Origin of the sequence: Flavobacterium humidisoli, assembly GCF_023272795.1 — a bacterium.
Classification (GTDB): Bacteria; Bacteroidota; Bacteroidia; order Flavobacteriales; family Flavobacteriaceae; genus Flavobacterium; species Flavobacterium humidisoli.
In genome coordinates this window covers 2,776,763-2,798,663 of the sequence record NZ_CP096829.1, presented here as the reverse complement: position 1 = coordinate 2,798,663, position 21,901 = coordinate 2,776,763, and the positions used below count along the sequence as shown (strand labels likewise).

General features: G+C 34.7%; 21 protein-coding genes and 2 pseudogenes. 10 read left to right on the top strand and 13 right to left on the bottom strand.

Translation table 11 applies throughout. The features are described 5' to 3' along the window. Positions 1–44: 44 nt before the first annotated feature. The 3 genes from M0M44_RS11885 to M0M44_RS11870 all read right to left on the bottom strand — a co-directional run bounded on the left by M0M44_RS11885 (position 45) and on the right by M0M44_RS11870 (position 2,428). The gene (locus tag M0M44_RS11885) at positions 45–311 is read right to left on the bottom strand and encodes a DUF6520 family protein (RefSeq protein ID WP_248729956.1); all 267 of its coding nucleotides are present in this window, start codon (positions 309–311) and stop codon (positions 45–47) included. Positions 312–399: 88 nt separating this feature from the next. Next, entirely contained in the window at positions 400–1,932 is a 1,533-nt protein-coding gene (locus tag M0M44_RS11880) for a MauE/DoxX family redox-associated membrane protein (protein WP_338030088.1), read from the bottom strand. Positions 1,933–2,137: 205 nt separating this feature from the next. Continuing rightward, entirely contained in the window at positions 2,138–2,428 is a 291-nt protein-coding gene (locus M0M44_RS11870; protein WP_248729955.1) for a hypothetical protein, read from the bottom strand. 268 nt (positions 2,429–2,696) lie between these two features. Here M0M44_RS11870 and M0M44_RS11865 point away from each other — a divergent pair, with 268 nt between their 5' ends. Genes M0M44_RS11865 through M0M44_RS11850 form a run of 4 tightly spaced genes read left to right on the top strand, consistent with a single transcriptional unit; the run spans position 2,697 to position 6,707 of the window. After that, positions 2,697–3,113 (top strand): plasmid mobilization protein, encoded by a 417-nt coding sequence (locus M0M44_RS11865; protein ID WP_248729954.1) that lies wholly within the window; start codon positions 2,697–2,699, stop codon positions 3,111–3,113. Beyond that, entirely contained in the window at positions 3,098–4,360 is a 1,263-nt protein-coding gene (locus tag M0M44_RS11860) for a relaxase/mobilization nuclease domain-containing protein (RefSeq protein WP_248729953.1), read from the top strand. Before M0M44_RS11865 ends, M0M44_RS11860 begins: the two co-directional genes overlap by 16 nt. A gap of 17 nt (positions 4,361–4,377) precedes the next feature. Next, positions 4,378–6,366 (top strand): conjugal transfer protein MobC, encoded by a 1,989-nt coding sequence (gene mobC / locus M0M44_RS11855; RefSeq protein ID WP_248729952.1) that lies wholly within the window; start codon positions 4,378–4,380, stop codon positions 6,364–6,366. A gap of 59 nt (positions 6,367–6,425) precedes the next feature. Further along, the gene (locus M0M44_RS11850; protein WP_248729951.1) at positions 6,426–6,707 is read left to right on the top strand and encodes a DUF6965 family protein; all 282 of its coding nucleotides are present in this window, start codon (positions 6,426–6,428) and stop codon (positions 6,705–6,707) included. 139 nt (positions 6,708–6,846) lie between these two features. On the opposite strand, the gene M0M44_RS11845 is transcribed toward M0M44_RS11850, so the two are convergent. Continuing rightward, positions 6,847–7,092, bottom strand: a complete 246-nt coding sequence (locus M0M44_RS11845; protein ID WP_248729950.1) for a hypothetical protein — start codon at positions 7,090–7,092, stop codon at positions 6,847–6,849. Positions 7,093–7,485: 393 nt separating this feature from the next. Here M0M44_RS11845 and M0M44_RS11840 point away from each other — a divergent pair, with 393 nt between their 5' ends. From M0M44_RS11840 to M0M44_RS11825, 4 genes are read left to right on the top strand one after another with little or no spacing between them, the layout of a single operon-like run. Continuing rightward, positions 7,486–7,875 (top strand): single-stranded DNA-binding protein, encoded by a 390-nt coding sequence (locus tag M0M44_RS11840; protein ID WP_248729949.1) that lies wholly within the window; start codon positions 7,486–7,488, stop codon positions 7,873–7,875. Between the two features lie 35 nt (positions 7,876–7,910). Further along, positions 7,911–8,270: a DUF7222 domain-containing protein gene (locus M0M44_RS11835; protein ID WP_248729948.1), complete on the top strand. Its 360-nt coding sequence runs from the start codon at positions 7,911–7,913 to the stop codon at positions 8,268–8,270. Between the two features lie 26 nt (positions 8,271–8,296). Then, positions 8,297–8,683: a Cas9 inhibitor AcrIIA9 family protein gene (locus tag M0M44_RS11830; RefSeq protein ID WP_248729947.1), complete on the top strand. Its 387-nt coding sequence runs from the start codon at positions 8,297–8,299 to the stop codon at positions 8,681–8,683. After that, entirely contained in the window at positions 8,680–9,990 is a 1,311-nt protein-coding gene (locus M0M44_RS11825; protein ID WP_248729946.1) for a PcfJ domain-containing protein, read from the top strand. Before M0M44_RS11830 ends, M0M44_RS11825 begins: the two co-directional genes overlap by 4 nt. A gap of 164 nt (positions 9,991–10,154) precedes the next feature. Here M0M44_RS11825 and M0M44_RS11820 read toward each other — a convergent pair. Next, positions 10,155–10,814, bottom strand: a pseudogene (locus M0M44_RS11820) (IS6 family transposase). A 57-nt stretch (positions 10,815–10,871) separates the two neighbouring features. On the opposite strand from M0M44_RS11820, the pseudogene M0M44_RS11815 reads away from it, so the two are divergent. Beyond that, a pseudogene (locus M0M44_RS11815) lies at positions 10,872–11,282 on the top strand (JAB domain-containing protein); the annotation flags it as partial. 279 nt (positions 11,283–11,561) lie between these two features. On the opposite strand, the gene M0M44_RS11810 reads toward M0M44_RS11815, so the two are convergent. The 6 genes from M0M44_RS11810 to M0M44_RS11785 form a co-directional block, all read right to left on the bottom strand. Beyond that, positions 11,562–13,730, bottom strand: a complete 2,169-nt coding sequence (locus M0M44_RS11810) for a peptidase domain-containing ABC transporter (protein ID WP_248729945.1) — start codon at positions 13,728–13,730, stop codon at positions 11,562–11,564. An 8-nt stretch (positions 13,731–13,738) separates the two neighbouring features. Further along, entirely contained in the window at positions 13,739–14,767 is a 1,029-nt protein-coding gene (locus M0M44_RS11805) for an HlyD family secretion protein (RefSeq protein WP_248729944.1), read from the bottom strand. Between the two features lie 137 nt (positions 14,768–14,904). Next, positions 14,905–15,150 carry a hypothetical protein gene (locus tag M0M44_RS11800; RefSeq protein ID WP_248729943.1) on the bottom strand — a complete coding sequence of 82 codons (246 nt, stop codon included), beginning with the start codon at positions 15,148–15,150 and terminating at the stop codon, positions 14,905–14,907. Beyond that, positions 15,143–15,721 carry a DUF3267 domain-containing protein gene (locus tag M0M44_RS11795; RefSeq protein WP_248729942.1) on the bottom strand — a complete coding sequence of 193 codons (579 nt, stop codon included), beginning with the start codon at positions 15,719–15,721 and terminating at the stop codon, positions 15,143–15,145. Before M0M44_RS11795 ends, M0M44_RS11800 begins: the two co-directional genes overlap by 8 nt. A 48-nt stretch (positions 15,722–15,769) precedes the next feature. Then, a complete protein-coding gene (locus tag M0M44_RS11790; protein ID WP_248729941.1) occupies positions 15,770–16,336 on the bottom strand; it encodes a hypothetical protein in 567 nt (188 codons plus the stop codon). Positions 16,337–16,559: 223 nt separating this feature from the next. After that, positions 16,560–16,706 (bottom strand): class IIb bacteriocin, lactobin A/cerein 7B family, encoded by a 147-nt coding sequence (locus tag M0M44_RS11785; RefSeq protein WP_248729940.1) that lies wholly within the window; start codon positions 16,704–16,706, stop codon positions 16,560–16,562. Positions 16,707–17,131: 425 nt separating this feature from the next. On the opposite strand from M0M44_RS11785, the gene M0M44_RS11780 reads away from it, so the two are divergent. Then, complete coding sequence (locus M0M44_RS11780; protein ID WP_248729939.1) at positions 17,132–19,444, top strand: lantibiotic dehydratase family protein; 2,313 nt, start codon at positions 17,132–17,134, stop codon at positions 19,442–19,444. A 72-nt stretch (positions 19,445–19,516) separates the two neighbouring features. On the opposite strand, the gene M0M44_RS11775 is transcribed toward M0M44_RS11780, so the two are convergent. Together M0M44_RS11775 and M0M44_RS11770 are read right to left on the bottom strand one after the other, a co-directional pair. After that, on the bottom strand, positions 19,517–21,700 hold the full coding sequence (locus tag M0M44_RS11775) for a prolyl oligopeptidase family serine peptidase (RefSeq protein ID WP_248729938.1): 2,184 nt from the start codon (positions 21,698–21,700) through the stop codon (positions 19,517–19,519). Positions 21,701–21,747: 47 nt separating this feature from the next. Beyond that, positions 21,748–21,897, bottom strand: a complete 150-nt coding sequence (locus M0M44_RS11770; RefSeq protein ID WP_248729937.1) for a hypothetical protein — start codon at positions 21,895–21,897, stop codon at positions 21,748–21,750. Positions 21,898–21,901: the final 4 nt, after the last annotated feature.

Genomic DNA, 21,901 nt, shown 5'->3' with positions numbered 1-21,901 from the left:
GCAGTTCTTCTGAGAACTGCATTGCTCTTTTAAAAAATTAAACATTAATTAGATGGTTTGAACAACGTAACATTACAGTTTCCCTGCGCATCCTTGCCAAAAGCCTGTTGGCCGTCAGTGTGCTGACAAATTTCATTTTGGTTTGTATCACACTGGACTGGAATATTACAGTCGTCATTTTCATCAAGAACATAACCTAATCTAGGTATAAGGGTGCTTGATGCTTTCTGCATTGAGGTTGTCACAAACGCTCCTGAGATTCCCAGTACAGCTACTGCCATAGGAATCATTTTTTTTAAATTAGTTTTCATAGCTGAAAATATTTAATTAATTATTGACCTACTTTTTTCTACAGGTTTTCAGTCTCCGTTCCTGATATCGGCCGATATATTTTTGCTGTCAATTCTCTTTTGATTTGAGAGAGTTAATTTCATTTTTTAAAAGATCGCGGAGTCTGTAAATTCCCAGATCAGTACCCATGATAGCGTATAGATATTCTGGTGTTACGATAATAGAACTCAACTTTTTATTGCCAATTTTGTATAGTGAAAAGCTCATGAGATAGGATTTGGTATCTAGGTTGTAAACATCAATTATAAAAGACTGTTCCCAGAGCTTGTCGCTTTCAAAGCGTCCGAAAACTGTAGAGTTGACAAACAATAGGTTTTCACAGACCGCCGTGTAGGCATTTACAGTAATTGCCGGTGCGGACAGCTTTCTTTCTGTATTGTTTTTGAGATGGGCGACCTTTATTTTCGCCTTTGTAGTTGTATCAATTGTGTTTGCTGAATACTCTAGGTTGGCATTGGTGTCAATAACAATATATTCATTACGATAATAGTAGGTGTAAACAGCTCTGTTGGTTTTTTCATCGAACAGCAGCATGCCGTCAGTATCAAAAATGCCGTCAATCTGTTTCTGCAAAAGACTGCTGTTATATTTTATTTTAGGGCTTTTCGTTTCATTAAAAATTCCTATGGAATGTTCGGCATTTCTGCCATTGCTTGATCTGAGAATAATTTTTGTTTGATTTATCGGTTCAGCTAGCGTAAAGTAGGGCAGGCCTGTTAATTGTTTCTCTGCTTTCCAGTTAGATTTGGAGCCTGTAAAAACTGCTGGTACTGTTCCGTCCATTAAATAGAATGACGAATCCCTGATTCTGATCTTTACTGAAGAAAAAAGAGTTTTCTTCGAATCAAATATTATTTTAATAGACTCTTTATTTTTCGTTTTTTTACTGATAGCAGTAATATGAAGAGGATTGCTGTAATTGCCTAGATATATTTTTTCCCTGTCTGAACCTGCGAAATAATAGGAATTAAATTTGAGGTCAATAATAGTGTCCTGTACTATAGGATGTTTAGGAAAGCGTCTGATAAATGGATTTTCATAACGCATGATTTTTTCTGACGATAGAAACAGAGCAATAATTATTATTGTACTGAATATTATATTTGATGAAATGTAAAACCATCTTTTTTTCCTGTCGGTCTGAATAATATTTGCTGTTTTAGAGGGTGAAAGCATTAATATAGAAGTTAGGGCAAGTCCAACAAAAAACAGATTGAAAATGAGATGGACATTCCAGCTCATTTTTTCTAATATTCCTCCGCAGGAACAGGGTACAAAAGAACTGAAATGGAGCATTATAAAGATATAAGATGAGAACATTGTCATCAAGCTTAACGAAGCATATAATCCGGTGCTTCTGAATTTAGGAATCATCAGCATTAATGAAATTAATAATTCAATAGTGGGGACAATGTAAGATATTGAAATAGCATAAGAACTTAATAAAGGAGACTGTCCAAGCTGCACCTGAAAATTCTCAAAATCCAGTAATTTACTAGATGCTGCATAAACAAAAAGTAGCACATACAAAAGACAAATTATTTCAGTAATTAAATTTCGTATTTGAGGTCTAAGTTTCATAGTGAATTGTTAATTAGAGATGAAACAAATATTGAGTCAACAAAAAACTTAGACAAATTTAAATCAGAAATTTGAAAGAAAACACATCAAAAACAAACCAAAAAACATCAAAACCATACCAATTTATATTTCCTGATGCCTGTAATAAAAAATGCTTTACAGAATAATTCAGTAAAGCATTTTATCTTTTTCTAAGCTACTTAAATCAAACTTTTACATCTTCAATAAAACTCAAAAGCTTCTGGTTAAGTTCTACGAGTCCTGCTTTTTGTAGGCATTCCTGCGAGACATTTTTAAGTTCAGCCAGCTCCTCCTCTGCTATGCTTCCCATAAGGCTTCCTTCGTCTTTTTCAAGCAGCACTCCCCTGTCGATAAAATGGCATAACAGCAGTACATTTTTGCGTGAAATCTTCAGATCAATCTTCACCGGCTCGCTCATGCCTGGGATGCTCAATACCGTATCAAACACCTTGGCTGCATAATTCTTTGCACTCATAATTTCAGCGTTTTTAAATTAATAAATCAAAGCCTAAAGGTAATGACGACTGCTTAAAGCATCATAAGCAAAATTTACCTATGATGGGATGCTTTGGAATTTCCTGCATAAATTCGTCCGAATATTTGAAAGAAGTCTGAGTTTTTAAACAGACTCTTTAAGATTGCCACGCCTTGCTGCAATCTGCAAGATGTCCGGTTGTATCACAACCGCTATCTTGCTGCCCCTCTGCTCGGAACTCGCTGGCAGTGAAAATGGAAGATTTATAATGTCGAATGAAAAGGAAAAAATGATGAAAAAAGGGAAAAAAAACAGAAACAGATGGCTTCATCTGCGCCTCAGCGAAGAAGAATTTAAAATTCTGCAGAAATATTTTGAAGAATCATTGTGTCCAAAACTCAGCGATTTTGCCCGACTGAATCTGCTGAAAAAACCGGTTGTTTTGAAATACCGCAATACATCACTTGATGATTTAATGGCTGAATTAATTAAACTCAGGGCAGAGCTGAATTCTATTGGAAATAATTTTAATCAGGCAGTAAAAAAACTGCATTCCCAGTCTCAGGTTTCTGAATTCAAAGTATGGATTATGAGTTTCGAAACAGATAAAAAAATGCTGTTCAATTCTATTGGAGAAATTGAAATAATAATCCGGAATCTTGCCGAGAAATGGTTGCAGTCATAAATACCGGATCATCAGTCAGAAGCATTTTCATTTACAATGAAAATAAAGTACAAGCGCATAAAGCAGAACTGATCGGAGAGGGAAATTATCCTGCAGATGCCTCTGAACTTTCCAGAGGCTTCAGGCTGAAACTTCTCTTGAAACAGCTCGAATTAAATGCAAATGTAAAGCGAGGAAGCGTGCATATCTCGCTCAATTTTGATCCTTCTGAAAATAGCCTTTCAAAAGAAAAACTCATGCAAATCGCCAATGGATATATGCAGAAAATCGGCTTCGGTTCCCAGCCTTATCTGGTCTATCAGCACCATGATGCAGGACATCCGCATATCCACATCGTAACGGTCAAAGTGAAGCCTGACGGAAAAAGAATTGACATGCAGAACATCGGGAGAAACCAGTCCGAAAGCGCGCGCAGGGAAATTGAAAAGTCATTTGATTTAGTTCCTGCACAGGGCCGGAAAAAAGAAACCCTAATCAATATAAGGCCAATAAAAAACATGGCTGCTGAATATGGCGCGGCTGAGACTAAAAAAGCAATAGCCGGTGTGCTGAACGCAGTAGTGCCCCATTACAAATATACCACAGTGGGAGAATTGAATGCTGTGCTGAACCTTTATAATGTCACCGCTGTTCAGGGAGCAAAAGATTCGAGAATGTTTCTTCATAAAGGTCTGGCTTACCAGATTCTTAATGATAAAAAGCAGCCAATCGGCGTTCCAATCAAAGCCAGCAGCTTTTATTTTAAACCCACTTTAAAAAATCTTGAAATATTATTTGCGTCAAATAAATCAGCCCGTAATCCTCATTTAAAAAGAATAAGAAATGCAGTGGACCTGGCCTTCATGGACAGCAGAATAAAGTGTCTTTCCGATCTTGATAAAATACTTATGCATGACGCAATAAAGGCTGTCGAGCGAAGAAATGAACAGGGAATTCTTTATGGCGTAACGTATGTCGATCATAAAACCAAATGTGTTTTTAACGGAAGCAGTTTAGGAAAGCCTTATGCGGCTTCAGGCATAGAAGAGAGATGCGGCTTAAAAAGATTCAATAGCAGCGCAGCTGCAGTTAGGAAAATTGATGGCTACGGCATTGAAAACAAGACGCAGCATCCATCTTTTAGTACTGGAAGCGAACTTCAGAAAATATTTGATTCGGTGCTGCAGCCTGAATTTGCTGCTGATTACATTTCAAAAGAGTTTAAAAGAAAAAATAAAAGAAGAAGAAAAGGCCAGAACGGCTATTAATTTAAAAAGCTAAGACAATGCAGACAGGGGAAAATGAACAGGCACTTAGAAAAATTCTCGATATGACAAGGCTTATCAGCATGATGCTGCTCTGCCTCCATTTCTATTATTATGGCTATCATGTTTTTAAACTGTGGGGGCTCACAAACGGTTTTGGGGATAAATTAATGCAGAACATTTTCCGCACGGGGATTTTTGATTATTTCCATACATCCAAGCTGTTTGCTTTAGGATTTCTATGCATATCACTGCTCGGAGCAAAAGGCAGAAAAAACGAAAAGCTGAAATGCAGAACAGCGCTTTATTGTATTACGGCAGGATTTTCTTTTTATTTTCTGGGCTGCTTTTTTCTAATCGCTCTAACTGCGCCGGAAAAAAAACTGGTTCTTTATATATTGTTTACTATTCTGGGGTATCTGCTCCTACTTTCAGGGGGCACAATGCTGGCTAGAATCATACGCAGAAATTTAAGTTCCAAAGATATTTTCAACACCGAAAATGAAACATTCCCGCAGGAAGAAAGGCTCCTTGAAAATGAATACTCTGTCAACCTTCCGGCGCAGTATCAGCTGAAGAATAAGTTCAGGAAAAGCTGGATAAATATCATAAATCCATTCAGGGGAATTCTGGTTCCCGGAACACCCGGAGCAGGCAAATCCTACTTTGTAATCCGTCATGTAATTACCCAGCACATTCGTAAACAGTTCACCATGTTTGTCTATGATTTCAAATTCTATGACTTAACCATCATAGCTTGGAATACCTGGCTTAAGCATAAGCATCTTTACACTGTGGAGCCTAAATTTTTTATAATCAATTTTGATGATCTCAGCCGCACCCACAGATGCAATCCTCTCGACCCAAAATCCATGAACGATATTACCGATGCTGCAGAATCCGCACGCACCATACTGCTGGGTTTAAACAGGGAATGGATTAAAAAACAGGGGGATTTCTTTGTGGAATCCCCGATAAACTTTTTAACCGCCGTTATATGGTATCTCCGCAAATACAATGATGGGGAATTCTGCACGCTTCCCCACGTAATTGAACTCATGCAGATGGATTACGACAGCCTGTTCACGCTGCTGAGAACTGAAAAAGAAATAGAGGTTTTGATCAACCCATTTGTCAGCGCCTACCTCCAAGATGTCATGGAGCAGCTTGAGGGTCAGGTAGCTTCCGCAAAGATTTCCATGGCCAGGCTCTCCAGCGCGCAGCTTTATTATGTGCTGTCAGGAAATGACTTTACTCTTGACCTTAATAATCCTGATGATCCAAAAATAATCTGCATGGGAAACAATCCTCTGAAAATACAGACCTATGGCGCTGTGCTTTCGCTCTATATAAGCAGGCTTATAAAACAGGTGAATCAGAAAGGAAAATTAAAAAGCAGCCTTATTTTCGATGAATTTCCAACCATATTTCTCAACAATGTAGACAGTCTTATAGCTACTGCAAGAAGCAATAAGGTAAGCACCTGCCTGGGAATTCAGGATTTCAGCCAGCTGCGGAAGGATTACGGACGCGAACAGGCTGAAGTCATACTTAATATCACCGGTAATATAATAAGCGGCCAGGTAAATGGGGACACTGCCAAACAGCTCTCTGAACGTTTCGGAAAAATTATGCAGGACCGGGAAAGCCTATCCATAAACAGTTCTGATACTTCAGTAAGCCGTTCCAAACAGCTGGAATATGCAGTGCCGGTATCAAAAATTTCTTCCCTGAGTTCAGGTGAATTTGTAGGTATTGTTTCAGACAATCCCGACTGTAAGATACAGCTTAAAACTTTCCATTCTGCCATACTTAATGACCATGAAGATCTTAAGAAAGAGCAAGAATCGTATCAGCAGATAAATCCTGTAAGGACTATTAGCAGCTCGATGGTGGAACGCAATTATATGCAGATTAAAGACGACATTTCAGAGATTGTAAATTCAGAAATGGAACGCCTTCTGCATGATCCCGCACTCTCTCATTTAGCTATAGAAAAAAAGAAATAATAACTTCATACGCTTAATGTTTCCTTGGCCTGCACCGGCTTTTTATTTAATTTTGCAGCATGAATTACGAAGACATAAAACGGCATTTTGAGAACCATCCTCCGCCCAAGAAAGTGCAGTGGACTCCTTGGGCAAAAATTACCGATACCCAGGCATTCCTAAAGAGCTGCCATACCACGATCGGAAACTTTAACGGAGCTATGGACCGCTGTCTGGCATGGTGGCATCTGAGGGATTTTTACATCCTGATGAAAAAAACAGCCCAGCATCCGTCTGGCCAGCAGGCGCTCTCTGAAGAAACCGCCCTTCAGGCTGGTTCCCAAACAGAAGAAGCGGTCTGACTGCAGTCCATCTGCAATCTGCACGGAAGATAAAAATGCCCCAGATAGTGCCTCACTTTTTTGGGGCATTTCCATTATCCCCAAAAAACGGCAGCTCCGATATTCCCTTTCCCAAAAAGCGGCGCAAATTATTGGCGGATTATTTTATTGTGACTGTATCGGAAAGGTTCTCAGAATTTATAAATGCCGCTATATACTGCTGGACATCATTTCTGCTTTCGGGATCAGTTTCAAAAGTGTTGATATGAAATTCCTCATCATGGTCTGAAATATGGATAATCTCAGTAAATCTTTTCGATATCAGGCTTCCTTTTAACTTAATGACAGTGAGATGCTGGCGGGGGTCCAAATCTTTTCTCACTTTTAATTGTATAGCTTTTTGCATTGTGAAAGATTTGTTTATCGATGCTTTATTTTTCTTTCCCAAATTTAATGCTTAATCTTTTTCCTGCGCACTTTGAACTGTTAAAATTCTGCCGTCTCTTCCTTTTCAGAATCCTAAGCGCTTTGTGCGGGCTGCTGTCCTGCAATTACAATTTTTAAGGGAATTTTTCCAATTCAAAACGGGGTAAAAGGGCAGCCAAGATAGTGTCCGCCGGACCCTGCATGCGCATAACGGCTCGGTGCCCCTCACCGCCCTTCGGGACTTATAGCACTCCGTCTCCTTTCCTGACACTTTATTCTTGCTTTCTTTTTTCCCGTTTTTTCTTTTGGAAACAATTTTTGGGAGAAAGGGAAAGGAAACTTAAAAAAAAGTACTCACTTAAATTTTTAAATCATGGAAATCATTGGAAGACTAACAAGAGACGCCGTTGTGGCTAAAGCCAGCGCTGAGAGACAGGTGGTTAATTTCTCAATCGCCGTAAATGACAGCTACAGGCCCAAAAACAGCACAGAGATTAAACGAATTGTAACCTATATCGACTGCTCCTACTGGCTCTCGACGGGGGTTGCGCAGTTCCTAAAAAAAGGCACTGCAGTGGAGCTTTTCGGACGAATCGGGCTGAATGTCTATATCGGTAATGATTCGCAGGCGCATGGAAGCCTGACCTTTCACACTTCAAACATCAAAATTATTGCCTTTGTCAATGATAGTGCAGAGACGGAAAAGAACACAGATGCGGATGCTCAAAAGAGCAGAAAAGAACCCGACGGCCTGCCTTTTTAAGATTAAATCAATTGTATAAGCCTAAAAAATAAATTATGAAAGCCTTAGAAAAATCAATATATGTCGAGTACCCTGTAAGCAGGGTATTCAATAAAATGATTCTCTCAGAAATAGAATCTTATGACGGGACTAAAAAAGAACAGCTTAGATCTTTTTTGGAAGACTTGCAGAGAATGGGATGCATCAGCGGAATGATTGGCGATTTTATCTACCATGCCGACTGTAAAAAGTTCTACATCGCCCATCTTGATGATTTGGAAAATATACGCGAAGAAATCGAGCAGTCTCTCGGAGAGGCTGTAAAGAACCGCCACCGCCTGCCCCACTACACTTTTATGTGCTGGCTCTGTTTCGAAGAGTACTGCTTTGACATCTACAGAAGCGCTTTTGAGTAATGCCTTTAATCTTAAACCACTCCGTTATGAAACCATCAGAAAAATTCAGAACAGCCATAGAGGATTACCTCAAAGATAAAGCCCTTAAGGACAGCCTGTTTGCCCCTGCTTTTGCAAAAGCTTCAAAAAGTCTCGAGCAGTGCCTTCAGTACATCATAAGCGAAGTCAAAAAAACAGGCGAGTGCGCCTTTGACGCAAGCGAAATTTTCTCAATCGCAGAAAAGTATTATACCGATGATGCCATATCGGCTGTCAAAGAAATAAAATGCCAGGTAATGGTAAATCAGCCCCAAGAGGCTGATTTATTCTCCTGCGCTCCTCCAATTTCTGCTCCTGCTCCAAAAGCGCAGAAAACTCCCGCTGCTGAAGCTCCTACACCCCTACAGACTGAACTTACACTCTTTGACCTATGACACCTAAGACCATTACCGAAAAAGAAATCTGCACCTTAAGCGAATCATTGGAGCCGATTTCAAAAGAAGTCTGCAATTGGGCAGAAAAGAGTATATTCCTTAAATGGGGCGTGCTGTCAAGGGGGAAATTCCACTGCCTTGAATGCATGCATTCTTGGAAGCCTGATGTAAAAGAACCCTCATGCCAAAACTACACTAAATGCACGCACTGTCTTGGAAAGCTCAAAGTGCAGCAGTACAATCAGGTGCATTTCAAAGAGGCGGAATATAGCGCCGTAGTGGACACGGCAGGCTCATATCAGGTGGTGCGCATTATATGCTCCTACAAGCACATGAAAAAGAATTTCCTGCCGGCGTATTTCCATAAAGAAGTCATGCAGCATTGGATAAACCCAAAGGGTGAAGTGCGCACCATGAGTTTAAGCACCAACGCCTTTTCGCAGGCTTATGACCAGTGGAAATTCTGCTCCCCCCTTGAAATCCGCCCTAAAGGATTTGAGCACAATGCCAAATACCGCATCAATCCCTACAGGGTTTATCCTCAGATTAAGGTGCTGCCTGTCTTAAGAAGAAACGGATTTAAGAAATCCTTTTATAATATCGCACCGCAGGCATTATTTACCTCTCTTTTAAAAGAGCCATGCGCCGAAACCCTGCTCAAAGCCTCACAGACTTCCATGCTGTCTTACTACCTGACCTCCCATTCTCAGCAGATTAAGCAGAACTGGCAGGCAGTCAAAACGTGCCTTAAGTTCGGCTATAAAATTACTGATATGAAAATTTGGGAGGATTATATAGCGCTTCTTCGATGGTTTAAAAAAGACCTCAGCACTCCTCTCTTCGTCTGTCCTGACAACCTCTCAGAAGCCCACGACAGGCTTGTGGTCAAAAAAAGGGAATTGCAGCGCAAAAAATATCTTCACAAAATGCGCTCTGAAATACAGTCAGCACAGCAGATCTACGAGCAGCAGAAAAAGCAGTTTTTCGGTCTGTGCTTTAAAGACCAGAACCTTACCATATCCGTTCTTGAAAAGGTACAGGATTTTCTGGAAGAGGGAGATAACCTGCACCACTGCGTGTTCACCAATGAATACTACATGAAAAGGGATTCTCTTATCCTTTCCGCACGTATCGATAATGCACCTGTGGAAACCATTGAAGTGTCGCTTTCAAAACTCGAAATATTGCAGTGCAGGGGGCTTAAAAATAAATCATCAAAACACCACAAAAAGGTTCTAAGCCTCATGAAAGAAAATCTGCCGTTAATTGCCCGCAGGATAAAGAAACGTAATTCTGTGGAAATCTGAATTAAAAATATGCCTGGTATAAAAGCTGGGCATTTTTTTTTGCGGCGCAGACACTTAAATGTAAGGATGCGTTTTTAAGGTTGAAAATTTTTGGGCATTTATTTGAAATAAAGGTTCTGTCGCATCTCTCAAAATCAAATATAACACTTTAAGCAATTTAAAAGTTAGGCCGCCAATTTACAGAATGATTTAAACATAGTTATCCCTGGTTCAATCATCCGATTCTTTCTCAGCATATGGACAACTTCAATTCCGCTCAATGTTCTTCTTGCCGATTCAAAACTTTTAAAGCCTAACCCGATTTGTATCCTCCATTTTATAAATCGATGGTCCTGTTCGACAATATTGTTGAGATATTTAAACTGCCGGATTTTAATCTTTGAGAATGAACGTTTGATATAGACTTTGATTGCTGCGATATTAGAACCGCTTTTATCAATGTTTATTACTCTTGCCCGGCAATTATTATTAATTGCTTTAATTAGAAAAGACTGAGCGCTCATTGTCTTTTTCTGGTCAAAAGAAAGTCAACCGTATTGCCTAATTTATCTACGGCTCGATATAAATAACACCATATGCCTTTTACTTTGATATAGGTCTCATCCAATCTCCAGCTCGTCCCCACTCTGTCTTTTCTCTTCTTCATTTCTAACTCGATGAAAGGTGTAAACTTATAGACCAAGCGTTGAATAGTAGCATGATCAACATGAACTCCGCGCATTTTCATGATCTCTTCAACATCCCGGTAACTAAGTGTATCTTAGTTTGAAATATAGTGACTGAAGAATTATGCATTTTGGATAACAATGACCTTTAGTATTCATCTTTTGATCGGCTTAAAATTCTAAAGATAAAAGTTATTCCAAGATGGGACAGAACCCAAATCAAAAATTAAAACCTCTGAAAAACCTCAGATCAAATCATCTAAAGACGCGTACTTACTTTTGAAATCCTCATGGGATCACAGTAAGGTAGATTATTTTGAACAATTCAAGATCTTGTTACTGAATCATTCATTCAAAGCCTTAGGACTTTACGAAATGTCCTCAGGAGGAATCACGGGAACTATAGTAGATCTTCGTATGATATTTTCGGCAGCCCTCAAAGCAAATGCCACAAACATTATGATTGCACATAACCATCCTTCAGGCAACATAAACCCCTCAGAAGCTGACAAACGCACGACTGCAAAGATCAGACAGGCAGGCGAACTGCTTGATATAAAATTGCTGGATCATCTGATTATCACCTCAGAGAGATATTACTCCTTTGCGAATGAAGGCGCCTTGTAGGCGCCATTTACCATTTTTTTATAATGCATCAAGTTGTGTTCTGTAAAGATGTTATCAGCGGCATAACTAAGGATCCATCCAGTCAATCTTTTTCAGCCCAAATTTCCATTTATGGACCGAAACAGGACAGAGGACTGATTATTAAAAAGTAACTTTTGAAGATTTTGAAATTCCTAAAATCATTCGCATGTATGACAAAAAAAAACTTTATTATTTTGACAAAAATACAAATTCATTTATTTATAAAATCACGACATTCTCTATAAAGAGTAATAATGATTAGTTTAAATTCTGTTTTTTCCACAAATTATAATATTCTGTTTTTTTCTTCAACAATTCCGAATGAAATCCAGATTCTACAATTGTTCCATTTTTCATTACTAGAATCTGATCTGCATTTGCAATCGTGCTTAAACGATGGGCAATAATAATTATAGTTTTGCCTTTCTTCTTAAAATCTTCTATAGCTTGTTTAACAATCATTTCAGAACCTGTATCTAATGCTGAAGTAGCTTCATCCATCAATAATATTTCAGGATCTTTATATAAAGCTCTTGCAATTGCGATTCTTTGCTTCTGCCCACCCGAAAGCATTGCTCCATTTTCACCAATTTGAGTTTCAAAACCATTAGGCAATTTCTCAACAAATTCAATAATTCCCAATTGCTTTGACAAATCTAATATTTTTTGAATGTTGGGAAAAGAATCTCCTAATGCGATATTTTCTATTATATTTCCAGAAAATAAATTCAGTTGCTGCGGAATAACTCCAATAAGTTGTCGCAAACACTTATAATGTATAAATTGCGTATCATAATCTCCAATGTATATTTTTCCTTCTTTGATTGGATACAAATTTTGGAGTAGTGAAATCAGTGTGGTTTTTCCGCTTCCACTCTCTCCGATAATAGCAGTGGTTTCATTTTTTTTAAGTGTGGCATTAAATTTTTTAAAAACTTCTATTCGAGAACCATATCTGAAACTGACATTTTCAAATTTGATGTCACCTATATTTTCTCTTTTTATTTCAATTTTGTTTTCTGTTTTTTCACGTTCTAAATCCATGATTTCAAAAAGCCTGTCCGCAGCAATAAGTGCATTTTGGGCAGTCTTATTCATGCCGATTATAGAAGCAACCGGCGAAGTGAAATAACCTATTAAAGCATAAAATGAAAACAATTCTCCAGGAGTTATCGCCCTATCAATGACATAGCCCGACCCTATCCACATTAGAATAACTGTAAATAAGGAGGCAATAAATTGTGTCGAAGTATTAGAAAAAATAACATTTAATCCAGATTTATAGTTAGAAAACAATAGTTTTACAAATTTATTTTCCGTTTTTATGTTTGAGAATTCTTCAATACCAAATTCTTTAACAGTACGAATATGATTGACGCTTTCAACTAATTGCGTTTGCAGTTCCGCAGCATTTTCCATAATATTGCGCTCTACTTTTTTATTGCATTTATTTAGAATGAAATAAACCAAAGCATAAAAAGGTATCATGATCAAAATTACTAAAGCTAATTTCCAATAATAAGTAAACATTAATGCGAATGAAAAAATTACAATAAAAATGTTTACAATCATATCAATTGCGGCTTCATTTATAAATGATCTAATTTTTACAGCATCATTTATTCGAGATGTAATTTCTCCTATCTGCATAGTATCAAAAAAACGCTGTGGCAGATGCATCAAATGCTTGTAATAGCCCAAAATTAATTTAGCATCAATTAATTGCCCAGTCTTCATTACAAAAATACTTTTTTGAGAACCTATATAAGCTTGAATTAAAATAACGCCAATCATAGAAACACTCAATAGATTAAGTAGTTTTCTATTGCCTTCAACCAAAACATAATCTGTTATTTTCTGAATGTAAATTGACATTGCCAACCCCAAAACCGTAAAAATGATTGCGCCAATTAAGGCTTGAATTAAAATGCTCTTATGAGGCTGTAATAATTGCCAAAAACGCATAATAGGCGATACTTTTTCATCATAGGCTGTAAAATCATCATTTTGCGCAAAGAGAACTAAAACACCTGACCAAATTTTCTGAAATTCATCAAAAGTATAAACTTCCATTTTACCAAAAGCAGGATCCATCACAGTAATTTTTGATTTACTTTCTTCTTTGGATTTTTCAACTTTATAAATCACCCCATAATGGTGCAATTGTTCTTTTACAACTACATGTGCAATTGCCGGTAATGGTATTTTATCTAATGAATCTATACCTCCCTTTACCCCCTTTGCAGTAAAACCCATTTTTTCGGCTGCCTCAATAATACCAAGCACATTAGTGCCACGTGTATCTGTATTGGCATATTGTCGAATTCTGGCTATAGGGAAATTAACATGATAATGATTTCCAATAGATGCCAGACAAGCAGCGCCACAATCTTTAATATCATGCTGCTTAATTTTTATTGATGCCATTTTAAATACTAATTATTAAATGATAACTGTTTTGGATTCAGCCAATCGTCTATCTTGTCAAATAATAAATCAAACAAACTTCTTCTGGTTATAACATAACGTGTAGTGAGTGTCATTCCTTTTGATATATTGGTTTTATAACCAGAATTTAATTTCATTTCAGTTGAGTTTAATTCGCAGCGAACTTTAAAAAAAGTTTGATTTTCCTGCACAGATATATTACGGTCAATATCAATAACTTTACCTTCAAGTAATCCCCATTGGTTATAATTGAACGCGTCAAGTTGAAATTTTACTTTTTGGTTATTATGAATAAGTCCAATATCATTGGGAGAAACCATAGTTTCGACAATTAAATGATCTATTGCTGAAATAGTCGCAATAGATTGGGTAGCATTAAAAAATGATCCTACCTGAAAACCTGAAAAATTTTCGATAGTTCCTGAAATAGGAGCGGTGATGGCATAATTATTCTCTTCAATCTTAATTTTTTCCATGCTTCCGCTTAAATTTTTCACACGTTCTTCGAGATCTCTCTTTTGATTTTCCCAAGTCGATTTTTGTTCGCTTACATAACTTTTAAGTGCCTCATTAGCGGAACGCAATTCATATTCGTATTTTTCGTATTCTACTTTTGCTATAATATTCTTTTCAAATAACGCTTTATTGCGATTATAATTAAGCATTGCCTGTGACACCTTGCTTTGTAATTCGTTTTTACGTAATTGGAATTTTAAAAAGTCTTCTCTGGCAGTTGAAGTTTGTAAATAAGAAGTTTTATCGGATAAGATGGAATTTACATCTCGCAAAAGTTCAATAACAGAACTAGATACTGCATTCTGCGTATTTTTTTCTGTTTCAAGATTTTGTTTTGAAATTTTCACCAGCGTATCGCCTTTTTGGACTACTTGGTTGTTTTTGAGGTTAAGCCAAACGACACGTCCGCTTACAACAGAAGTAACAGGAACATTATCTGTAGTACTGCGAACAATTCCGCGACTTTGACTACTAATATCAATTTTTACTATGGGTAGCAAAAACAAAAAAATAATTATTGTCAAAATAACAATAAAATAAATTGAAACGTTCTTAGTTTTATTTTTTGAGATTAAACTTTCGAGTGTGTTTATTGGGTCAGAACTGAAGGTCATATTTAAATTGGTCAATTAATAAATTACAGATTGTATTCATCAGCTTTATAATCACTAATTATTTCTTTTGCCTTTGCATAAACATCTTCATTAACCCACAATTTTACTGAGTTTAAATTACCTATTGAAATTCCCCATGGATTAAAAACTGACATCAATGATGAATCTTCAAAAACCTGAATAGAAAAACTTTCAAGTAAGACTTTTAAAATTAGTGCTTCATTTTTACTTCCATTATGAATTGCAATTCTCTTTTTTTGTTCAATCATTGTCTATTATTATAAAACCTACCTCATTTGTATGATCTAAAATTTTGTGTTCTAAACCTGTCTTTAGTATCAGATAAGCATAGACAAAGTCTCCTATCGCGCTTAATGTCATAACCAAACCTGTAAACCAAAAAATCAAGTTCCCAAATGCATAAGCATACAATGTTGGAATTAATCCTAAAAAAATAAATGGAGCTAATGAAATCACTAACATTTTTCTGCCTTTTAGAGGTTCTTTGCATTGTGCATATGGAATCAAAGATTGTTTCATTATGCCAAGTCTTACCGATTTAAATCCATTTTTAGTAAAAACAGCCATAAATAACGCATGTATTAACTCATGAACAATTATTCCTATGAAGATTAAAACACAAGGTGCAATAATTACAGTAATTGAATTCAATATATTATATTCAAAAATTGATAAAGAAGTTTTAATTGCTTTTATGTCAGCCTTTATATGACTGTTCCATCTGATCCAGTATGGAATTATACTTAATGCCGCTAATGGCAATATACAAATAACACCAATTAGGCTAATTTTTTTTGATTTAACAAAAACTTCTTTCATTGTAATCTTTTTTACTTTCAACTTTTTATTTATCTTATTCAGTAAGATCTAATCAACCGTTTTATAATTATCTATTTCTAAAAACTCTTGGGTAAAAGACCATTCTTCAATTGAAATTAATTCAATTTGTTGAGTTAAATTTCCTTGTGGAAATGTCAACCGTGTTGTATTACACATTAGTAAATCATTTTCTCCAAGCAGAATGTCGAGTAGTTGATTTTGCTTTTCAAAATTAAAATAAGCCGAATACGATGTTTTATCGAAATTTGATATTGTTCCAATCGAAATTTGGCTGTTTAAATGCGGAAAATTCCCTTTGCTGACATATTCATATCCTTTTGAAGGGTATCCAAGAATAAAATTTTCAGAATTTTTTATTGAGGTTTTAATTATCTCAATATTTTTTGAAATAGATTTTATTTGATTTTTTAAATCCGAATAATCAACAGGTGATATTTTTTTGTTATCAAAATCTAAAACATAATTTTTATTTTGTTTTTTACGAAAAACATTCCATTTGCCGTCAACAGATGTAACGACCATTTTTTCATTAACAAATAACACTTGGAATAAGCATCTGCTATTTGTTGTTACGCTGTATGTTAACTTGTACATTTTATGTGTTTAAGAAATTAAAGGGTTGCCAAAATTATTGACAACCCTTGCATTTTAGTTAAGCATCAAGGCTGTTGACATGCCTAAAGCAAAACAGCATGCTAACATGACAATTGGCAAGAAACCTCCGTCCGTTTCAACTAATTCAATAGTTGTCAATTCAACTACATTTAAATCTGAAAAATTTATCATAATATAAAAGTTAGGATAATAAAACAATTAATTAAGCACTCATATAAATTGCTGTTCCTGTCGCAAAACCAAGGCCAAATGCTCCTGCATACCACCCCCAATGCAACATAAACCCCCCGTCAATTTCTTTCACTTCCTGAGCATTAAGCTCAACTAAATTTAAATTTTGTAAATTCATGATTATTCTTTTTTTAATTAAACATTTAAACAATTTGTTTTGTCATGTGCTGACATTAACATTTGCGTTATTCTAGGATTACTAAAGCGAATTAATAATCCTGTAATTGGCCAATTACTTATCATAAAAAGAAATCTGTTTCTTACTGGTAACGTCTTACTGTAAAAAATGTCTCACTTTTCTGGTTCCAAAACTAATTGAAGTTAATATTTAAATCAAGTTTAGCTATTCTAGATTTATAAATCTAGAATCTTAATTTATAAAAAACCAGAAAACAAAAAATCAAAATACTGATTTTAAAAACATTAACAAAAATTATTTTATTACTTTCAGGTGCTTTTTTTCAATCAAATATCGGTGCGAAAAGTAAAATATTGACTATTTTTGACACTCCAATATTCCTACATTTTCAATAAAATAAATATATGCCGAATTCTAGAATAGATTTTACTTTTTTTGAAACTCTTATCATAAGGGTTCCTACACTTCCTATAGAATTTTATCATAATCTGACAAGAAAAATAATTATTCCAGATGATGACATTAAAGAAATATTAAAAGGTAGTCATTTTAAAGAAGCTATATTTTTAGCTTCACCTGAATTATATAATGAAATACTGAAATGGACTTTAGATGATCAATATCCTTCCTATAAAAGGAACAAACTTAAAATAACTGTTCTAAAATATTTAAGCCGTATGTCTACTCGATGTACGCCTTTTGGTCTTTTTTCCGCCTGTGGTTCAGGCAAATTTTCAAACATAACCCAAATCCCTCTTAATACAAATTCTAGTTTAAATCTTGAAAAAAGCAGTTTTAATAGAAAAACTCGATTTGATATGCAATTCGCTGGAAACTTGGGAAAAGATTTAGAAAACGATCCAATAATTCAAAATGAAATTCTTTTTTATCCAAATTCAACCATATATAGACTGGGGGATTTTTACAGATATGTTCAATACACTTTGGATGATGAACGCAAATATTCACTTGAAGCTGTTAAGAGTACAGATTACTTAGATTTGGTAATTGAAAAGTCTTATTTGGGCATTAGCAAAAAAGACTTATCCCTTTATTTAGTCTCCGATAAAATAAAAGAAACTACAGCAGTTAATTTTATAGAAGAATTAATTCGCCACCAAATACTTGTTTCAGAATTGGAACTTACATTAACAGGCGATGACTATTTTGATAAGTTAGTAAATTTATCAGAAAGCCTAGCAAATAAATCTCAAAAAAAGCATGAAAAAATGGGGAGATCTCAGAATTTCCAATCAAAGAACGCAACTGAAAATTTGACATTTAAAAATATAAAGAAAATAAGTAATGGATTAATGGAAATTGACCAGGCTAAAAATCCTTTTTTTTACTATGAAAAAATTACCCAAAATATAAGAGATATAGATATTCCTTTTGATAAAAAATTTCTGTTTCAGACAGATTCATTCCTTGGTTCTAATGAGTTTCAATTAAGTAAAACTTATGCTCAAGAAATAGTGAAAACAATAAAGGTTCTAAATAAAATCTCTGAAATGCCTAAAAAGACATTTCTAGAAAATTTTAAAGATAAATTTTCTAAACGTTATGAAGGAGAGACCATCCCCTTAGTTACGGCATTAGATTTTGAAACAGGAATTGGTTATGGACAAAAAGTTCAAAATCTTGATGTCACCCCTTTATTAGATGCATTAGATATAAATCAGAAATTAAATATAGATGAATCTATTAACTTAAATGAAGTGGAAAAAATTATTCAATATAAACTAAAAAGTGCCGCACTAAAAAACGAAAAAGGCTTTGAGCTCACTAATAGTGATTTTGCGACTGTCGATTTCTCTACTGAAAATCTATCATGCACGTTTTCATGCGTTTTTGAAATTGTTAAAGAAAATGAAAAAGAGTGGATAGTAATTCAAAGTATTGGCGGTTCAAGCGCAGCAAATTTATTGGCCAGATTCTGTTACGGAAATGAAGACATCAATAATTTAGCAAATGAAATTACAAAATATGAATCAGATTATTTTAAAGATAAGATTGTTGCTGAACTAATACATTTACCAGAAACGAGAACAGGTAATATATTAAAGAGGCCAAATTTTCGATCTTACGAAATACCTTATCTTGGAAAATCTAGCTTAAACTCTTCGAAACAAATTAATATTGAAGATATTTTATTAAGAATGCATTTAGGTCGTTTAGTTTTATGGAGCAAGAAATATGATAAAGAAATTGTTCCAAGATTAACAAATGCACATAATTATTCTAATAAAGCTCTTCCAATCTATCATTTTTTATGCGATATGCAATTTGAGAATTATAAATCCTCAATCGGCCTTAATTTAGAAATATTAGAAAAATTTCATGACTATTTCCCAAGAATTACAGTTAGCAATTGTATAATATCAAAAGCAAAATGGATATTTACAAAGGAGAATAGTCCTGAACTTTTTAAAAAGTCAAATCAAAATAGCAGTATCTTCTGTAAAGATTTTTTCCGCTCTGTTGTAGATAATCTATTTTCAGGCAGCAAATCTCTGCCTCAGTATGTTTCATTAACAGAAAGTGACAATTTTTTAGTTATAAACACTGAAAACAACACTTGCATTGAAATGCTTATATCAATTATAAAAAATAAATCAAAATTTATTCTAGAAGAATTTTTATTTCCATCCAATACAATAGTTACCAATAATAATGATTGTTATGCTAATCAATTTATTATAGGATTAAAGACATAGTGAAAAAATATTATCCCTAATGTTAACATTAAGATACAAAATTCTTTCTTCTTAAAGTATCGTTGAAGGTAATTAATTATAACTACCTAAAAATTTAAATTTAGGGTGCCCCATCTGCCATAAGGCAAATGCAAATCCATCTGCATAGTCGTTGTAAAGCTGCAAATCGCTGCTATCCATCCCGTGTCCAGTATCATAATTAACTGCAAAAAGTATAGGATTTTGAGAGGTTGTAGATGCTTTAAGCCTTGCAACAAACTTTCCTGAAATAGCTGGAGGAACTCGGGCATCATTTATTCCTACTGAAATTAAACAAGCTGGATAAGCAACCCCCTTCTTTAAATGCTGATACGAATCCATTTCATAAAGAGCATTAAACTCTTCTGCTATATCAGGATTCCCAAATTCTTTCATATTATTTTGGCCGTTAGAAATTTCCTTGATTCTTGTAGTATTTAAAGTGCCGTTTTCGCATAACATTACCTTAAATAAATCAGGTCTTTCAGTTATGGCTCTTCCAACCAAAATACCTCCCGCGCTTCCACTCGAAATTGCAATTCGTTCTTTACTGGTTATTTTTTCTTTAATTAAATATTCAGCTGTAGCTATTAAATCTTCCCATGAGTTTGATTTGCTGCTTTTATAACCTCCCTGATGCCAATTATCACCTTTTTCACCGCCACCTCTCACATGGCTAACGACATAGACACCATCATTTAAAACCCACGACAGATATATAGGTTCGAATATTGGCGTAAGTGACGTGCCATAAGCACCATAACCTTCAATAAGCACATTATTCAATTTATTCTTTTGAAGTCCTTTTTTGTAAATTAAAGAAACAGGGACCATAACACCATCTTGAGAAGGAATTTCAATTTCTTTAACTACGAAATCTGCATATTCTGGATAAGCAATTACCGGAGATAAAGGTGCATCAATAAATCTATTATTAGCAGTATCATAACGGTATCTTTGCTTTGGATTAATCCATCCACTATAGTTTAGCCATATTTCAGAGCTAAATTTATTCTTTATCTGCATTGTTATTGTCCCTGCACTAAGAGGCGAAACTATTTCTTTTGTTTCACATCTAGAAACAAAATATAAGTGAGCTTCGACGCCGTTTTTTGTCGTGCTATAGAATAAACCATCTTTTGTGATAACAAAATCATCTATAGTTTCTTTTTTATTCTCAGACACAATAACAGTCTTTTTTTCTAAATTGAAATCTAAAACATTAGTTTTAAATATATTAAAATTTGACGCATTTTTAGCTGATAAACAGTATAAATCTTCATTAATAAGAATTTGATCTTTAATTTGATCTTCTTTCTTAAAGAGCAATTTCCAGTCAATCTTATTACTTTTTAAATCTTCTGCTTTTGCATAATAGCAATCATAATAATTAGAAGCTCCTGCTAAAAAAACTAAAATATATTTGTCATTTTGACTAAACTTGCACAATAGGGGGAAATCTTCCTGCTTAACATCAAATTCAGGATTATTGTTTTTTGAAAATATTATTTTATGCTGTAAAGGATTATCTCCTAACTTATAAATCACAGACTCTGTATTTAATAGGTAGTTTTTCTCATTGGAATCAATAATTGGAATATGCTGATAAATAATTCCTGAATTATTAGAAAGCCAATTAATTCCTTTTAGTTCAGCAGGCCATGTGTTGGGAATAACTTCTGGCAGAATAGACTTGGCAGCAACATTTAAAAATGCTATCTCTCCAATTTCTTCTCCATTTTTTGACAAACCTAAAGCAACTATTTTATGGTCCCAAGAAGGCTTTAAATAGTTGATTACGTATTCATCTTTTTGCCCCATTTTATAATTTGATGGGTCATAAAGTAATACTTCAGACCCATCTTCTCCATTTTTAAAATATAACTTTGCAGTTTTATCTTTATCAGTTGCTTTTAAATAAAAATAATAATCATCATCAGTTACATTTAATAATGTCACATTAAAAGATTTTCTATTTTCAATCTCTATTAACTTATCTACTATTTCTTTCCTGCCTGAAATGCCATTTAAAATAGATCGAGTTTTATAACTATTATACTTAAACCACTGCTGAACTAATGTATCCTTAGGATTTTCCATATAGCGGTATGGATCACTTAGAGTTCTTCCAAAAAAGTTCTCTGTAAATTGTTTTTCAGGCAGAATATCTTTTTGCGCGATTAAAGAATTTACAAAAAATGAGAATATAATAATTTGAAATAATTTAGCTTTTGACATTTAATTATAATTTAATAGTAATATAGAAAAAAATATGACAAACCTATTTATCTTTTTCTAGCGGGATCGGCTGTTACTATTCCCCCGTTGTCTTCTTCATTTCGACCACCAATGATTATTTTAGGATTTTTTAATTCAGCTACTCTGAATTTATCAATTGATAACTCATTTGCTAATTTTAATTTCTTTTTTTTCATGATA

Coding starts and splice junctions, on each gene's coding strand:
- M0M44_RS11885 (WP_248729956.1), bottom strand. CDS start 311: ATGAAAACTAATTTAAAAAAAATGATTCCTATGGCAGTAGCTGTACTG.
- M0M44_RS11880 (WP_338030088.1), bottom strand. CDS start 1,932: ATGAAACTTAGACCTCAAATACGAAATTTAATTACTGAAATAATTTGT.
- M0M44_RS11870 (WP_248729955.1), bottom strand. CDS start 2,428: ATGAGTGCAAAGAATTATGCAGCCAAGGTGTTTGATACGGTATTGAGC.
- M0M44_RS11865 (WP_248729954.1), top strand. CDS start 2,697: ATGTCGAATGAAAAGGAAAAAATGATGAAAAAAGGGAAAAAAAACAGA.
- M0M44_RS11860 (WP_248729953.1), top strand. CDS start 3,098: ATGGTTGCAGTCATAAATACCGGATCATCAGTCAGAAGCATTTTCATT.
- mobC (WP_248729952.1), top strand. CDS start 4,378: ATGCAGACAGGGGAAAATGAACAGGCACTTAGAAAAATTCTCGATATG.
- M0M44_RS11850 (WP_248729951.1), top strand. CDS start 6,426: ATGAATTACGAAGACATAAAACGGCATTTTGAGAACCATCCTCCGCCC.
- M0M44_RS11845 (WP_248729950.1), bottom strand. CDS start 7,092: ATGCAAAAAGCTATACAATTAAAAGTGAGAAAAGATTTGGACCCCCGC.
- M0M44_RS11840 (WP_248729949.1), top strand. CDS start 7,486: ATGGAAATCATTGGAAGACTAACAAGAGACGCCGTTGTGGCTAAAGCC.
- M0M44_RS11835 (WP_248729948.1), top strand. CDS start 7,911: ATGAAAGCCTTAGAAAAATCAATATATGTCGAGTACCCTGTAAGCAGG.
- M0M44_RS11830 (WP_248729947.1), top strand. CDS start 8,297: ATGAAACCATCAGAAAAATTCAGAACAGCCATAGAGGATTACCTCAAA.
- M0M44_RS11825 (WP_248729946.1), top strand. CDS start 8,680: ATGACACCTAAGACCATTACCGAAAAAGAAATCTGCACCTTAAGCGAA.
- M0M44_RS11810 (WP_248729945.1), bottom strand. CDS start 13,730: ATGGCATCAATAAAAATTAAGCAGCATGATATTAAAGATTGTGGCGCT.
- M0M44_RS11800 (WP_248729943.1), bottom strand. CDS start 15,150: ATGATTGAACAAAAAAAGAGAATTGCAATTCATAATGGAAGTAAAAAT.
- M0M44_RS11795 (WP_248729942.1), bottom strand. CDS start 15,721: ATGAAAGAAGTTTTTGTTAAATCAAAAAAAATTAGCCTAATTGGTGTT.
- M0M44_RS11790 (WP_248729941.1), bottom strand. CDS start 16,336: ATGTACAAGTTAACATACAGCGTAACAACAAATAGCAGATGCTTATTC.
- M0M44_RS11785 (WP_248729940.1), bottom strand. CDS start 16,706: ATGAATTTACAAAATTTAAATTTAGTTGAGCTTAATGCTCAGGAAGTG.
- M0M44_RS11780 (WP_248729939.1), top strand. CDS start 17,132: ATGCCGAATTCTAGAATAGATTTTACTTTTTTTGAAACTCTTATCATA.
- M0M44_RS11775 (WP_248729938.1), bottom strand. CDS start 21,700: ATGTCAAAAGCTAAATTATTTCAAATTATTATATTCTCATTTTTTGTA.
- M0M44_RS11770 (WP_248729937.1), bottom strand. CDS start 21,897: ATGAAAAAAAAGAAATTAAAATTAGCAAATGAGTTATCAATTGATAAA.